Raw genomic sequence first — 13,875 nt, 5'->3', positions numbered from 1 at the left:
ATATGGAAAACCAAATATGGAGAGTATTAACATGAAATCAGTCCTGAAAATGACCTCCATCGCCTGCCTGATGACCACTGCCTCCTCCGTCTTTGCCGGCCCGAGTGCTAATTTGCAGGTTAAAGAGGCGGTGACTCAGGGAGCATAGATACCTACGCTGGTAATAGTGGCGTTGACCATACCTAAATTCCTAACGCCATATGTAATAGTTCAGCTTTAAAGCGCATAAAGTTTTTTCTTTTTCAAAAAAATATTTTAATTATTAAATTTATGTGTAGTTTTTTCGCTAATACCTTGTGAGTCACTATTCCTAATGGTTGGAAACAACTATCAAATCTATAGAATAAGGCGGCTATCGCTTAATCATTCGCTTGGCTATCTTAATGATGAAACATCCATAAAGAGGGTATGCAAGTGAGCGAATTAATTGATAACAAGAGCGAGTCATCTCCCGGTAAATGTCCGTTTCATCAAGCGAAGCCTAATGAAACTGCTGGCGGCGGGACAAATAATAGAGACTGGTGGCCAAGCCAGTTAAGAGTCGACATTTTAAATCAGCACTCCGACCGTTCTAATCCTTTAGGTGAAGATTTTGATTACCGTAAAGAGTTCCAAAAGCTCGACTACTACGCGCTTAAAGCCGATATCAAAACCCTATTAACCGACTCTCAGGTTTGGTGGCCAGCCGACTGGGGTAGCTATATCGGGCTGTTCATTCGTATGGCTTGGCACAGCGCAGGTACCTACCGTTCTGTTGACGGTCGCGGCGGCTCGGGTCGCGGTCAGCAACGTTTCGCTCCCCTCAACTCTTGGCCAGACAACGTAAGCCTCGACAAAGCACGCCGCCTACTGTGGCCGGTAAAACAGAAGTATGGCCAGAAAATCTCTTGGGCCGACCTGTATATTCTGGCGGGTAACGTCGCGCTAGAGAACTCAGGTTTCCGCACCTTCGGTTTTGGTGCCGGGCGTGAAGACGTTTGGGAGCCAGATCAGGATATCAACTGGGGCGGCGAGAAGACCTGGCTTGAGCATCGTCACCCGGAATCACTGGCTCAGGGCGCACTAGGTGCTACCGAAATGGGCCTGATCTACGTTAACCCGGAAGGCCCGGAGCACAGCGGCGACCCGGCTTCCGCAGCTTCGGCTATTCGCGCCACCTTCGGCAATATGGGGATGGACGACGAAGAGACCGTGGCCCTGATTGCCGGTGGTCACACGCTGGGTAAAACTCACGGTGCCAGCTCCGCCGACCATGTTGGCGTTGACCCGGAATCCGCCCCGATCGAAGCCCAAGGCTTTGGCTGGAACAGCAGCTACGGCTCAGGTTCCGGCGCAGATGCTATCTCTTCCGGGCTAGAAGTCACTTGGACCCAGACCCCGACCCAGTGGAGCAACTACTTCTTCGAGAACCTGTTCAAATACGAATGGGTGCAGACTCGCAGCCCTGCGGGCGCGATCCAGTTCGAAGCCGTGGATGCCCCAGACATCATTCCTAACGCCTTTGATACGTCGAAAAAACACAAGCCGACCATGCTCGTTACCGACCTGACGCTGCGCTTCGACCCTGAGTTCGAGAAGATCTCTCGTCGCTTCCTCAACGATCCGCAGACCTTCAACGAAGCCTTTGCCCGCGCTTGGTACAAGCTGACTCACCGCGATATGGGGCCAAAGGCGCGCTACATCGGGCCTGAAGTCCCGGCTGAAAACCTGATTTGGCAAGATCCACTGCCGGAAGCCACCTATCAGCCAACCAGCGGCGATATCGCCTTCCTGAAAGAGAAGATTGCTGATTCTGGTCTGACCGTTAGCGAACTGACCTCGGTGGCATGGGCTTCTGCTTCTACCTTCCGTGGTGGTGATAAACGCGGTGGAGCCAACGGCGCGCGCCTCGCGCTGCTGCCACAGCGCGAGTGGGAAGTTAACGCCACGGCGGCTCGCGTGTTGCCAACGCTGGAAGGCATTCAACAGCAGTTCCACAAAGCCTCTCTGGCCGACATCATCGTGCTGGCGGGTATCGTGGGCGTCGAGCAAGCTGCGAAAGCCGCAGGCGTGACCATCGAAGTGCCGTTTGTCGCAGGCCGCGTCGATGCGCGTCAGGAGCAAACGGATGTGGAATCTTTCAACCTGCTCGAACCTAAGGCAGACGGCTTCCGCAACTACCTGAAAAACACCCTGCACGGCGCGACGGAAAACCTGCTGATTGATAAAGCCCAGCAGCTGACCCTGACCGTCACTGAACTCACCGTGTTAGTGGGTGGGTTAAGAGCCTTGGGTGCCAACTTCGACGGCAGCCGTCACGGGATTTTCACCCATAACGTGGGGGAACTTAATGCTGACTTCTTTACTCATCTGCTCGACATGCGTAATGAGTGGAAAGCCATTGATGGCGCGAAACAGCTGTTTGAAGGCCGCGATCGCGTGACCGGCGAGGTGAAATTTACCGCCAGCCGCGCGGATCTTGTTTTCGGCTCTAACTCCGTTTTGCGTGCAATTGCCGAGGTTTACGCCAGCGCCGACGCCAAAGAGAAGTTTGTGAAAGACTTTGTTGCCGCCTGGAGCAAAGTGATGCATCTGGACAGATTCGATATCTAGTTGATGTTAATCGGGGGATGTCGCCATCCCCCTTTTTTTACGACCATAACGATGCTACAACGATAGAGAAGGAGTGACCATGCCCGCAGAACAACTGGACTTCAATCCCCAAGGCAACCATGGCGAGCTTCGCGTTATCTGTTCCCACTCGCTGGATCATCAGAGGATCACCAGCCTTTCTCAGCTGGGCCTCTCCTTACAAGATATTGAAGCCATCACCGGGCTGAAGAAGGCCGAATTTCAGCATTTGGTGAGGGATTAAGTCTCTGCGTGACACCGTGCTGCCCGGCCACGCCACTCCCTATTGCCCCCTTTGCGCACTTCTCCCCCTAGCCTTTTACCCGTAATGCAATCACCAGCGCGGCTAGCAACATCACTAGTCCAGAAACCACAAAGACCCCGCTGACGCCGCTAAATCCAAACACCAGCCCGCCCAAAGCCGCGCCTGCAGCGATGGAGGATTGCACTGCCGCAACCACCATGCCCCCTGCACTTTCGGCCTGATCGGGTAAGGATCGCGCCACCCAGTTTGACCAGGCGACGGGGATGCCGCCGAAAGCCAGCCCCCACAGTGCCACTAGCAGCATCAGGCCCGTGGCCTGAACCGGCAGAGAAACCATCGCCAGCGCGGCAATGCCCACCAGCGACGGCATGATGACCAAGGTGGCCCGCAGGCTGCGTTCCATCACCCACCCGGCCAACAGCGTGCCGGCAAAGTTGGCAATACCGAAGCCGAGCAGCATCAGTGCCAAACCGTCGACATCTATTTGCACCACGCTTTCTAAGGCAGGTCGAATATAGGTAAACAACGCGTACTGCCCGGTGTGGGCCAGCACGCAGCCAAACATGCCAATGCTGATACCGGGCCGGCGAAGCAACGCCAGCACTGACGCGGTTTTCAGCAGTTTTCGCGCCGCCATCTGTGGCAAGGTGCACCACTGGAAAACCAGCGTGATTGCGCCCACGGCGGCGGCGGCCACAAACGCACTGCGCCAACCATACAGCCCGCCGAGGTAACTTCCGAGTGGGACGGCGACGACCGTGCCCACCGCAATGCCGCTGAAGATAATCGACAGCGCGCGCGGCACCCTTTTTTCCGGGACCAGACGCATGGCAACCGCCGCCGCCATACTCCAGAACCCTCCGAGCGCAATCCCCAGCAGGATGCGCATGATTAAAACAATTGTCAGGCTGGACGATAAGGCCACCAGCAGGTTGGAGACAATCATCAGCAGGGTGAAACTCAGCAGTACCAGGCGGCGATCTAAGGTGCGCGTCAGCCGTGGCACCAACAGCCCGGCAAACAGCGCCACGACAGCGGTCACGGTGACGGCCTGCCCGGCCAGCGCCTCAGAAACGCCAAGGTCAGCGGCCATCGGCGTCAACAAGCTGGCGGGAAAGTACTCCGCCGTTAATAGCCCAAACACCCCCATCGCCAGTGAAAACACGGCCACCCACGCGGCGGAAGTGGGTTCAATCTGGCCTGCCGCTACGGCATCACAACGGTTATTACTCATGGAAAACTTCCCTTAAAGAATCGTAGAGCGAAATTCTAGGGAGAAGGCTTAGGATGATCTATGATGGTCACTCCTGAATCTTTGACCAAAACACCTGAAATGACGGAACACGAACAATTTGCGCTGTCGTCGGATCTGATAAGCGAGCTGCTGACCGGCATGCGCCTGCGCGGCGTGCGATATCGCCGCATTCAAACCGGGCCTGATTTTGGTCTGGCGTTTGAAAGCCGGCCGGGCCACGCCTATTTCCACTTTTTGGCCGTGGGATCGGCCTTCCTGCGCACTCACGACGGCACCCTGCACCGGCTGTCTGCGGGTAATGCGGTATTGCTGCCGCAGGGCAGTGCTCATCAGTTGCTCTCCGCCCCTGACCTGCCGGTGCAGGGCATCGACACCCTCGCCGCGGCTCCGCTCGGCGATAATGTCAGCGGCGTGAACACCTGCCCGAGCACCCATCCTATCCCAAGCGCCGTACTGTTCTATGGCTGCATGGAGTTTGACCTTGGCGGCATGCAGAGTCTGGGCAAACTGATGCCGGACATCATGGTGGCTGACGTCACGGGGGCGCGTTATTCCGACTTAGTGCCGATGCTTGACGCGATGAAGCGCGAGATTTGTGCCGGACGCATTGGCTTTGCGGGCATTCTGGCGAGGCTGGCAGACGTGGTCGCGGCGATGATGGTGCGCGGCTGGGTCGAGTGCGGGTGTGATAACGCGTCGGGGTTGGTGGCGGCACTGCGCGATCCCCGGCTGGCACGCGCTATACTGGCGCTGCATCGGCAACCGGGCCGAGACTGGACCGTGGCCGAACTGGCGGCGGAATCCCATACTTCGCGCTCGGTGTTCGCCGGACGCTTTAGCGACACTATCGGCGTGCCGCCGCTGCGCTATGTGGCAGAATTAAGAATGCGGCTGGCTAATCAGCTACTGACTCAAGAAAGGTTGTCGATAGAAACCGTGGCTCAGCGTCTGGGTTATACCTCGCAGGCGGCGTTCAGCCGGGCGTTCAAACGCATCACAGGACAATCCCCCGGTGCCAGCCGGCAGCTTTTCAGCGAGTGACGCGAGAAGGTTTGTTCCCACCCTCTGCTGCCTCGCAGGGTTTTGTACTCTGTCCGTGAAAATCGCGTATTTCCCAGTATCGCCATCTTCTTACCTTTCAATCATTAAGGGACTTGTTGGTATAGGGAAAGCAACCCGTGTAGAAATAGTTATTTCATTGATTTTTAGAATAATTAATCTCACCACGGTCAAATTGACAGTAACTCACCGACAGCAGGATCTTGTTTCAGAGGCTCGCCATTAGGCTCCCAACTAAATTCCCTTTGCTGACAAGGCCTTTATCCAAACGGCTCTAAATCGACTTGATCCATCACGCAGATCAATAATACTGTATATAAACACAGTTACCATTGAGAGTAGAACCATGGAGTTTTTCAAACCTGCGGACATCCGCCCCGTGTCAGAGTTGCCGCTGTTCATTGATCGCGTTCCCTGCGGGTTTCCTTCCCCCGCTCAGGACTATGTTGAGCAGCGCCTTGACCTGAACAATCTGCTGGTGAGCCACCCTAGCTCGACCTATTTCATTAAGGTGAGCGGCGACTCCATGGTTGATGCGGGCATTAAGGATGGCGACATGCTGATTGTCGACAGCTCCATCAAAGCCGAGCACGGCGACATTATTGTAGCCGCGCTGTCGGGGGAATTTACGGTTAAGCAGTTGATGGTAAGACCCTTTCTGCACCTGAAGCCGATGAATGCGGCACACGCCATCATCCCGATCACCGAGCCGGATCAGTTTGAAATCTTTGGCGTCGTGAAGCACTCCATCATGACCTTGAGGCGCTAATGTTCGCGCTCGTTGATGTGAACTCATTTTATGCCAGCTGCGAGACGGTATTCAGACCTGATTTACGCGGCAAACCAGTGCTGGTCCTCAGCAATAATGATGGCTGTGTGATTGCCCGTTCAGCCGAAGTTAAAGTCTTAGAGATCCGTACCGGCGCGCCTTATTTCAAAATAAAAGATGAGATAAAGAAGCATAAAATCCACGTATTTAGCTCTAATTATGCGCTGTACGCGGACATGAGCAGCAGAGTGATGACCACGCTGGAGGAGCTAGCGCCGTCGGTTGAGATATACAGCATTGATGAAGCTTTTCTTGACCTGACCGGGTTTCGCAACAGCCGGAGTTTGGAAGAGTTCGGGCGGGAGATCCGGGATCGCGTCAAGCGCGACACGCATCTGAACGTGGGTGTCGGCATTGCTCCCACCAAGACCTTGGCAAAGCTGGCCAACCACGCGGCGAAGAAGTGGCCGCAAACGGGCGGCGTGGTGGACCTGTCAAACGTCGAACGCCAGCGAAAACTGCTGGCGCTAACGCTGGTAGAGGACGTATGGGGCGTGGGCCGACGCATCAGCAAGAAGCTGAATGCCATGGGTATCCTGACGGCTAAAGACCTGTCGGAGCAAAGCACCTACGTCATTCGCAAACACTTCAACGTGGTGCTGGAGCGCACGGTGCGGGAACTGCGCGGAGAGCCCTGCCTCGAGATGGAAGAGTTCGCGCCTACTAAACAGCAGATCGTCTGTTCTCGCTCCTTTGGTTATCGCGTCACAGAGTATGCCGATATGCGCCAGGCGGTCTGCTCCTATGCCGAACGGGCCGCCGAAAAGCTGCGTAGCGAAAAACAGTACTGCCGGCAGATCGCCGTATTTGTCCGCAGCAGCCCGCATGCCGTTGGCGAAACCTTTTACGGGAATCAGGCGATGGGCAAGCTATTAACGCCATCAAACGATACGCGCGATATTGTCCGTGTTGCCATGAATGCCCTTGATAGCATCTGGTTGGACGGGCCGCGATATATGAAAGCCGGCGTGATGCTGGGCGACTTCTTCAGTCAGGGCATCTCGCAACTGAACCTATTTGACGAATTCAAGCCGCAGGCCAACAGCGAAGCACTAATGCGCGTCGTCGATGGCCTGAACCAGAGTGGCAAAGGTAAATTATGGTTCGCAGGACAAGGCATCCAGAAAAGCTGGGCAATGAAACGTGACATGCTTTCCCCTGCTTACACCACCCGATACGCGGACCTGCCGGTGGCGAAATAGCTAACCCGAGCTTGGTGCCGGGTTATCCTTTCGAGCCGTTAATGGTCAATGCTTTTGCTCTGTGCGAAGGTTTCCGCCAATAAATCAATAAAAGCTCTTAACCTCCCGGTGACATAGCGCCTGCTGGGATAGAGACACCATAAAGCCAGCTCAGGGTCTTCACTCACGCCCAGAGAAATTAGCCGGTTTGCTTTGATGTCATCGGCGACTAAGGCTTCTGGCAGCAGCGCGGAGCCGAATCCCGAAATAATGGTCGAACGGGTGATAAACGGAGACGAGATATACAGCTCGGTGTTCACATTAAACTCTCTTGGCTCCCCTTCCCAAACCGTGCTGACCTGAGTGGGTTGCCAGTGGGTTCCAATACTGATGAATGGCAGCCCGGTGACGGGCTCTGCCGCAGCCAGCCTCTCTTTGTATTGTGGTGACGCGACAAAGACTAACGTCTCTCGGAATATTTTTACGCCGATCATCTCTTCATCCACCTTGGGATTTACCCGAAGAACGGCGTCAAAACCCTCGCGAATCGGATCCACCAGTCGGCTGTCAGCCACGAGTTCCAGCTCAACCAATGGATAAAGTTCTCTATAACGCGCAGCCGCTTTGCCCAAAATATCAAAGGCGATAACGGGAGGAACGCTAACGCGCAGTTTTCCCGACGGGCTGGCGGTCTGTTCTATCATGTCCGTTTTGATGTCGTTAAGCTCGTTCACCAGCGGCTTTACCCGCTCGAATAGCATGGCCCCTTCTGAGGTCAAGGCGAAACCGGTGTTGGTACGCTCAAACAAGCGTGTTTGCAGTTCATCTTCCAACTGGCGGATCCGCCGCGAAATAGAGGCTTTAGGCGTCACCGTTGCGCGACTTGCCGCGCTGAAGCTGCCGTGGGTGATCACGCTGATGAAGTCCTGCAAGGCATCCATATTCATATGCTGTCTCATTTTCGGTACGCGGTGTTCATAATTTAGCATCTTATTAATTATTTTTGATACGGGTACAGTTTGAAAATAACTGAGGAGATAAAACATGAATAAACCACTTGCAGCCGTTATGTACCGTTATGGTGCCCAGGACACGATTAAAATTGAGCCAATCACACGGCCTAAAGTCTCTTCCGGCAAAGTCATTGTAGAAATCAAGGCCGCAGGGATTAATCCCCTTGATTGGAAACTGCGTGACGGAACATTTAAGAATATATTTCCATTAGTCCTGCCCTGCGTTCTGGGTGTGGAATTTGCCGGAGATGTGATTGAAGTGGGCGAAGGCGTCACGAGCTTCAAGGTAGGCGATCGCGTCATTGGGAAGTCGCTTAACTATGGTGCATTTGCTGAAATCATAGAAACTACGCCGGACCTGTTAATCCCTACTCCCGATAATTTAGACGACAGCATCGCGGCAACCCTGCCGGTGGCTGGCCTGACGGCGTGGACCGGGTTATTTGATATCGGCGCCTTGAAGTCCGGGGAAACAGTGTTGATTCAAGGCGCGGCCGGTGGCGTAGGTTCTTTGGCCGTTCCATTGGCGCAGCGCGCCGGGGCAAAGGTAATCGCCACGGCATCGAAAAAGAACAAGAGTTATGTCAAGTCATTGGGAGCCGCGGAGGTCATTGACTATAGCGACCCAGAGGCTTTAGCGCAGATAAAAGACGTCGACCTCATTCTTGATTTGGTGGGTGGGAAATCCCTGACAGCTCTCTGGAGCGCTCTGTCACCGAACGGCCGTATTGCAAGTGCGGTTGCGGTTGATATCGCCGGAAAAAAACCAGACGGCCAACCGGGCAAAGGGACTTTTTTCCAAATGAAATATAACGCTGCCGTATTGGGTAATGACTCCAACTTATTGATAGTGTTTTATGTTCAGATAATGCCCGATGACTTTGTCATGCAGCTCCACCGATTTTGAGAACGACAGCGACTTCCGTCCCAGCCGTGCCAGGTGCTGCCTCAGATTCAGGTTATGCCGCTCAATTCGCTGCGTATATCGCTTGCTGATTACGTGCAGCTTTCCCTTCAGGCGGGATTCATACAGCGGCCAGCCATCCGTCATCCATATCACCACGTCAAAGGGTGACAGCAGGCTCATAAGACGCCCCAGCGTCGCCATAGTGCGTTCACCGAATACGTGCGCAACAACCGTCTTCCGGAGCCTGTCATACGCGTAAAACAGCCAGCGCTGGCGCGATTTAGCCCCGACATAGCCCCACTGTTCGTCCATTTCCGCGCAGACGATGACGTCACTGCCCGGCTGTATGCGCGAGGTTACCGACTGCGGCCTGAGTTTTTTAAGTGACGTAAAATCGTGTTGAGGCCAACGCCCATAATGCGGGCAGTTGCCCGGCATCCAACGCCATTCATGGCCATATCAATGATTTTCTGGTGCGTGCCGGGTTGAGAAGCGGTGTAAGTGAACTGCAGTTGCCATGTTTTACGGCAGTGAGAGCAGAGATAGCGCTGATGTCCGGCGGTGCTTTTGCCGTTACGCACCACCCCGTCAGTAGCTGAACAGGAGGGACAGCTGATAGAAACAGAAGCCACTGGAGCACCTCAAAAACACCATCATACACTAAATCAGTAAGTTGGCAGCATCACCCTCGATTACCTAGCAGAAATCATGATATCAACAGTAAACTCAACTTATACCCCGCGCCAATCTTTAAAGTGCTTTTCGTGATTCTGAATAGTTGCCAAATTATCAATATGTTTATCTTTTTACGATGTCAACTCTTGCCACAGGGCTGCTGTTGCAGCCCTGACAACCTTAGACTTCAATCGACTCAGAGATCTCTAACGCATCATCGACTTCAATGCCCAGATAACGCACCGTGCTTTCCAGTTTCTTATGCCCCTACAGAAGTTGGATCACCCGGAGATTCTTGGTTTTCTTGTAGTTTCAGGTAAGGTTTTGTTCTTTTCATTGAATGTGTGCTGTGAAGTGAATCTTCAAGACCAAGCTTTACTACTCCCCCATAAAAAATTCGGTTGTATTGCCGGGTTGATATGTGTTGGTTAGTACCGACCCGAGATCGGAACAAGTAGTCTTTACTGCGTAAATTGCCAAGCTTTATTAGCGCTGCAACTGCTTCTCTTATCCCTTTGGTTATCTCAAATTGGACGGGGCTACCGGTTTTTGTTGCAGCACCGTTGCCCTGCTTGAAACAGAACTACCATATACAACATCAGATAATTTGAGTTTTACCAGATCACAACCTCGTAGTTTACTGTCCAAAGCCATATTGAACAAAGCCAAATCGCGCGTCTTACCTTCTAGTTCAAGCCGGATTCAGCCCCCCAGATATGAGAGATCTGAAGAGGTCTTTTTTGGCCGACGATACGGTCTTTGTTACACGGCGACGTGTTCATGCTCAAACCTCCTGCGATGTGGGAGATTTAAGTATGATTGTCCCTTATGGGCGAAGAGCGGACATTGGTAAATGAATAGCCCTGAGTATTACTAGTATTATTAAACGGGGAGAAGGTCACAGTCGCATAAAGGACTCAAGGTTTTAAGGGGGACTGAATATGTAAGGACAAGCCTTGGCCGGGGTTCCGCCTTGGCACTGCGTGCAATCTATGGTTATATCTGAAATCCTTAACAATCCCTTAAGGAATCAACATGACTCGCCCCTCCATGAAAGCCTTCGTAGATTTGCTAAGTAAGTCTCCCACCTCACCACCACCGGAAAAATGGCAGAATCTGGAATCGCATGTTCAGGGCGTCTATCAGCAACTGCTCGATATTCAAGGTAATAAGGCCATGGTAGCCCGTAACGTGCAGATTTCAGGTAGAGAAGGCAGCAGCTATCAGATAGACGTTTATTACGAATTTGAGATGGCCGGAATACGTCATCGCGTTGCTGTAGAGTGCAAGAACCGCTCGCGGCCCCTAGAGCGAGATAGCGTATTAGCCTTTCATAACAAGATACACCAATGCTGCCTGAGTCATGGCATTGTCGTATCCTCAGGTGGTTTTCAGAAAGGAGCGCGCGAGTTTGCTAAACAAAATAACGTTACGCTCATGGATTACTCAGAGCTGCCCTCCATTGGCAATCTTCTTTCTCGAAGACTGATAAATGTGGTTATTCCTGATGAGGACACAATAGGTCAGCCTTTCTGGACTATTTTTGATACTGAGGAATATTCACCATTCGGACACATCGACGCGAAGAACGAAGTCATGACAGCTTTCTTATTCCTCTCCAGAGCTCATGCCCAGCGTTTTCTAAAGGACCAGCGCTTAGGTACTAAGTGGCAGGTTAGGGGAATGGCTCAGAGACATCTTTCGTGCTTTATCCTAACCTGTGATGCGTTTAACGCAAGATATGTCATTGCTCGGCCTGGCTATGCTGCTGGCGTGCCAAAAAATCAGTTCTTGTTCGATGAAATACGGAGAAAAGACTTGATCAGCGATTTTCACGAAGGCGTTGATTTACCAAAGGAGCCAAATACCGCGCCCGGGTACCGTTTAATTTTCAAGAAAAAATCAGGTATATAAATTTATAGCGTCAAGGTCCGTTTTTGGCACATAGCGGACATCAGTAATGATCATGCAGCCAGTGACCTGAGGTACATAGCATAGGTTTAAAGTTGTATTTAAAACGATATGAAAATCATAATAAATTTTGGCTAAGCTACTGTCAGCAGGGCTGAAGAAAACTTTGTTATATTTATTATCTCTTTACGCAGACTGGTTTATATTCACCTTTTTTCGCTATTTCCTTACAGGATGTACCATGTTTAAACACATGATTGTTGTATTGCTTGTGACCCTACTCAGTAGCTGTGCCCATCCAACTGCTCAGCCTACCTCACCTTCTGCTGTTGATAAAAAGGCTCTCATCGGAATCTGGGCGATGCTGCCATTAAAAAACGGTATCGCTAATGTTGTTGAGTTCCGCGCCGATGATCAGGTGCTGCTGCATTCATTTAACTGTGAAAACCCACAGGTAAAAATGGGGGTTGAGCAATCTCACTATGTGGTTGACAAAAGCAGCCAGACTATTCGTTTGACATCGTCAAACCATGCCTCCCAACTGAAGATTCTTGGTATCATTGGGCGGGTGATGAAGCTGAAACAACCTATTGATTTTGAGAATGAAAGCCTGACTTTTTTCTATCTGAAAGTGACGCAAGTCATGCCCTTGTGTGGGATGTATAAACCAGAGGACAAAAGTCAAAAGACGGCCTTTAAGCCCGGCGATTTTATTGAGGCTTCATCGATCCCTGAACATAATGGTCTCCAGAAATTCGTTGGCAAATGGCAGTCGAAAAAGATTACTCAGTTAGAGATCATTAAGGATAAACAGGGTCAATTCAGACTGTTCAATGCGGCAGATAATAATTGGCATTACCTGTTTAATAATGTGCACTGGGTCGGCGACGAGTTGAATTTTAACAGCTATGCCTATTCCGAAAAGCCAGAGCTGTTTGATCACCCGTTCCACAAATCACAAACCCCAACTCAAATCCGTCTGTTGCCCAATGATAAGATGCTTATGACTATCGAGATTGATGGTGATAAGAGCGTTTTTGAATTGACGCGGCAATAAGCTCATCCTGACAAAGAAGCCGGCAGTATTGATGCTGTCGGTTTTTTGTCAAAAATACGCCCATTCTGCAGCAGTCTGACAAATAAAAGTTTCAGCGCTTCTAACCTGCTCCGATTGATTAATACAACTGTATATTAACAATCTGTTATTGGCATGAAGCAGACATTGCTAACGGGACAAAATGTCCGCTTTGAGCGAGGAGCGGAAGTTCACGATTCTTATTACTATTGGTTAAAAGAGAACTCCCGGGCAGGTTAACGAGTAGCACAGTTATGGATGAAGCAGGATCTAATGCTGATGTGATCGAGGCCGCGTCAGCAGATAACATAAAAAGTTAGCAAAATCCCTTTCTAGCAATTACTGTGAGGGAAATTCCTTCTTCAAATCGGGATACCCGTTTTGAGATCAAGCTTAAACGGCTCCCATCCTCCTGGCGGATCCCACTCTCCAAGGCCAAGCACCGTATCATTCTCTATTGATGTAATGATCACGCCATCAATGGCGCATTGAATGGATTTCCAGAGAATGCCCCCTGCAATTTCAATCAGAAAAACGTGACAGTAAGTGGTGACCATAACCCGATCATGTAGCCTGTCAGAATGGACGTCAGGAATTGAATAAATATGAGCAACGTAATCACCTAGTGAATGGCTTCTGAACGAGTGAGTGGTCATGTCAATAACATGAAAGTGATCGCCACAAATGATTGCTATGTGAGAGTCATTCAGGAGAAATTCAGAAAAGGCGCTGGAAATTAGCCAGCCATCTTCATCCGCACGAACATACAACTGTAAAATAAGAATGGGCTCAGCGTCCTTACTGATTAGTAGTCGCCGATCCTTTTCTCCATTAGTGCCAAAAGGATTGACGTCTATGATTGAAACACCTTCCGTTTCATCACCGGGCGTTGGCTGTTCATGATAGGTCGCTTGTAATGTCATTGAGCATCCAGAGTTGGACAGGAGAAGAACTCATACTACTTTACAAGCTGATGTCACGACAGCACCGTTGTTGCTTCTGCCCATGTTGCATATTGTGTTGACCAGCCCAATCACCACGGCCTTAATTAATAAAAGACAAAATCTAATCCAGCGGGATGTCCCCACCCCGCTG

12 protein-coding genes and 1 pseudogene are annotated in these 13,875 nt (G+C 51.5%); 8 read left to right on the top strand and 5 right to left on the bottom strand.

What is annotated here, in order from left to right:
* Window positions 1-414: 414 nt before the first annotated feature.
* Both katG and V2154_RS07950 read left to right on the top strand, forming a co-directional pair.
* On the top strand, window positions 415-2,592 hold the full coding sequence (gene katG / locus V2154_RS07955; protein ID WP_437341996.1) for a catalase/peroxidase HPI: 2,178 nt from the start codon (window positions 415-417) through the stop codon (window positions 2,590-2,592).
* A 79-nt stretch (window positions 2,593-2,671) separates the two neighbouring features.
* Window positions 2,672-2,854 (top strand): hypothetical protein, encoded by a 183-nt coding sequence (locus V2154_RS07950; protein ID WP_353501760.1) that lies wholly within the window; start codon window positions 2,672-2,674, stop codon window positions 2,852-2,854.
* A 67-nt stretch (window positions 2,855-2,921) separates the two neighbouring features.
* Here V2154_RS07950 and V2154_RS07945 read toward each other — a convergent pair whose 3' ends face one another.
* Complete coding sequence (locus V2154_RS07945; protein WP_353501759.1) at window positions 2,922-4,109, bottom strand: MFS transporter; 1,188 nt, start codon at window positions 4,107-4,109, stop codon at window positions 2,922-2,924.
* A 60-nt stretch (window positions 4,110-4,169) separates the two neighbouring features.
* Between V2154_RS07945 and V2154_RS07940 the strand changes: the two genes are divergently transcribed.
* From V2154_RS07940 to umuC, 3 genes are all read left to right on the top strand, one after another.
* The gene (locus V2154_RS07940) at window positions 4,170-5,171 is read left to right on the top strand and encodes an AraC family transcriptional regulator (protein ID WP_353501758.1); all 1,002 of its coding nucleotides are present in this window, start codon (window positions 4,170-4,172) and stop codon (window positions 5,169-5,171) included.
* 364 nt (window positions 5,172-5,535) lie between these two features.
* Window positions 5,536-5,958, top strand: a complete 423-nt coding sequence (umuD, locus tag V2154_RS07935; RefSeq protein ID WP_353501757.1) for a translesion error-prone DNA polymerase V autoproteolytic subunit — start codon at window positions 5,536-5,538, stop codon at window positions 5,956-5,958.
* Entirely contained in the window at window positions 5,958-7,220 is a 1,263-nt protein-coding gene (gene umuC / locus V2154_RS07930; RefSeq protein WP_353501756.1) for a translesion error-prone DNA polymerase V subunit UmuC, read from the top strand. The genes umuD and umuC overlap by 1 nt, the downstream gene beginning before the upstream one ends.
* 38 nt (window positions 7,221-7,258) lie before the next feature.
* Here umuC and V2154_RS07925 read toward each other — a convergent pair whose 3' ends face one another.
* Window positions 7,259-8,146 carry a LysR family transcriptional regulator gene (locus V2154_RS07925; RefSeq protein ID WP_353501755.1) on the bottom strand — a complete coding sequence of 296 codons (888 nt, stop codon included), beginning with the start codon at window positions 8,144-8,146 and terminating at the stop codon, window positions 7,259-7,261.
* 97 nt (window positions 8,147-8,243) lie between these two features.
* Between V2154_RS07925 and V2154_RS07920 the strand changes: the two genes are divergently transcribed.
* Entirely contained in the window at window positions 8,244-9,119 is an 876-nt protein-coding gene (locus tag V2154_RS07920; protein ID WP_353501754.1) for an NADP-dependent oxidoreductase, read from the top strand.
* Here the strand turns inward: V2154_RS07920 and V2154_RS07915 are convergent.
* Window positions 9,054-9,751 (bottom strand): IS1-like element IS1A family transposase gene (locus V2154_RS07915; protein ID WP_103215986.1). Its coding sequence is split into 2 segments (ribosomal slippage): window positions 9,054-9,502 and window positions 9,502-9,751, totalling 699 coding nucleotides; the frame shifts between segments, so codons are not numbered across the junction. The genes V2154_RS07920 and V2154_RS07915 overlap by 66 nt on opposite strands.
* A 223-nt stretch (window positions 9,752-9,974) precedes the next feature.
* A pseudogene (locus V2154_RS07910) lies at window positions 9,975-10,576 on the bottom strand (tyrosine-type recombinase/integrase).
* Window positions 10,577-10,829: 253 nt separating this feature from the next.
* On the opposite strand from V2154_RS07910, the gene V2154_RS07905 reads away from it, so the two are divergent.
* A complete protein-coding gene (locus tag V2154_RS07905) occupies window positions 10,830-11,708 on the top strand; it encodes a restriction endonuclease (protein WP_353501753.1) in 879 nt (292 codons plus the stop codon).
* 238 nt (window positions 11,709-11,946) lie between these two features.
* On the top strand, window positions 11,947-12,762 hold the full coding sequence (locus tag V2154_RS07900; RefSeq protein WP_353501752.1) for a hypothetical protein: 816 nt from the start codon (window positions 11,947-11,949) through the stop codon (window positions 12,760-12,762).
* Window positions 12,763-13,142: 380 nt separating this feature from the next.
* On the opposite strand, the gene V2154_RS07895 is transcribed toward V2154_RS07900, so the two are convergent.
* Window positions 13,143-13,703, bottom strand: a complete 561-nt coding sequence (locus V2154_RS07895; protein WP_353501751.1) for a hypothetical protein — start codon at window positions 13,701-13,703, stop codon at window positions 13,143-13,145.
* Window positions 13,704-13,875: the final 172 nt, after the last annotated feature.

This window comes from Ewingella sp. CoE-038-23, from assembly GCF_040419245.1.
Classification (GTDB): Bacteria; Pseudomonadota; Gammaproteobacteria; order Enterobacterales; family Enterobacteriaceae; genus Ewingella; species Ewingella allii.
This window is presented reverse-complemented; position numbering and strand designations above follow the sequence as displayed.

Excerpts from the sequence above, each read along its gene's own strand:
- V2154_RS07925 (WP_353501755.1), bottom strand. The coding sequence starts at position 8,146 with ATGAATATGGATGCCTTGCAGGACTTCATCAGCGTGATCACCCACGGC.
- V2154_RS07905 (WP_353501753.1), top strand. The coding sequence starts at position 10,830 with ATGACTCGCCCCTCCATGAAAGCCTTCGTAGATTTGCTAAGTAAGTCT.
- V2154_RS07945 (WP_353501759.1), bottom strand. The coding sequence starts at position 4,109 with ATGAGTAATAACCGTTGTGATGCCGTAGCGGCAGGCCAGATTGAACCC.
- V2154_RS07940 (WP_353501758.1), top strand. The coding sequence starts at position 4,170 with ATGATGGTCACTCCTGAATCTTTGACCAAAACACCTGAAATGACGGAA.
- V2154_RS07900 (WP_353501752.1), top strand. The coding sequence starts at position 11,947 with ATGTTTAAACACATGATTGTTGTATTGCTTGTGACCCTACTCAGTAGC.
- umuD (WP_353501757.1), top strand. The coding sequence starts at position 5,536 with ATGGAGTTTTTCAAACCTGCGGACATCCGCCCCGTGTCAGAGTTGCCG.
- umuC (WP_353501756.1), top strand. The coding sequence starts at position 5,958 with ATGTTCGCGCTCGTTGATGTGAACTCATTTTATGCCAGCTGCGAGACG.
- V2154_RS07950 (WP_353501760.1), top strand. The coding sequence starts at position 2,672 with ATGCCCGCAGAACAACTGGACTTCAATCCCCAAGGCAACCATGGCGAG.
- V2154_RS07920 (WP_353501754.1), top strand. The coding sequence starts at position 8,244 with ATGAATAAACCACTTGCAGCCGTTATGTACCGTTATGGTGCCCAGGAC.
- V2154_RS07895 (WP_353501751.1), bottom strand. The coding sequence starts at position 13,703 with ATGACATTACAAGCGACCTATCATGAACAGCCAACGCCCGGTGATGAA.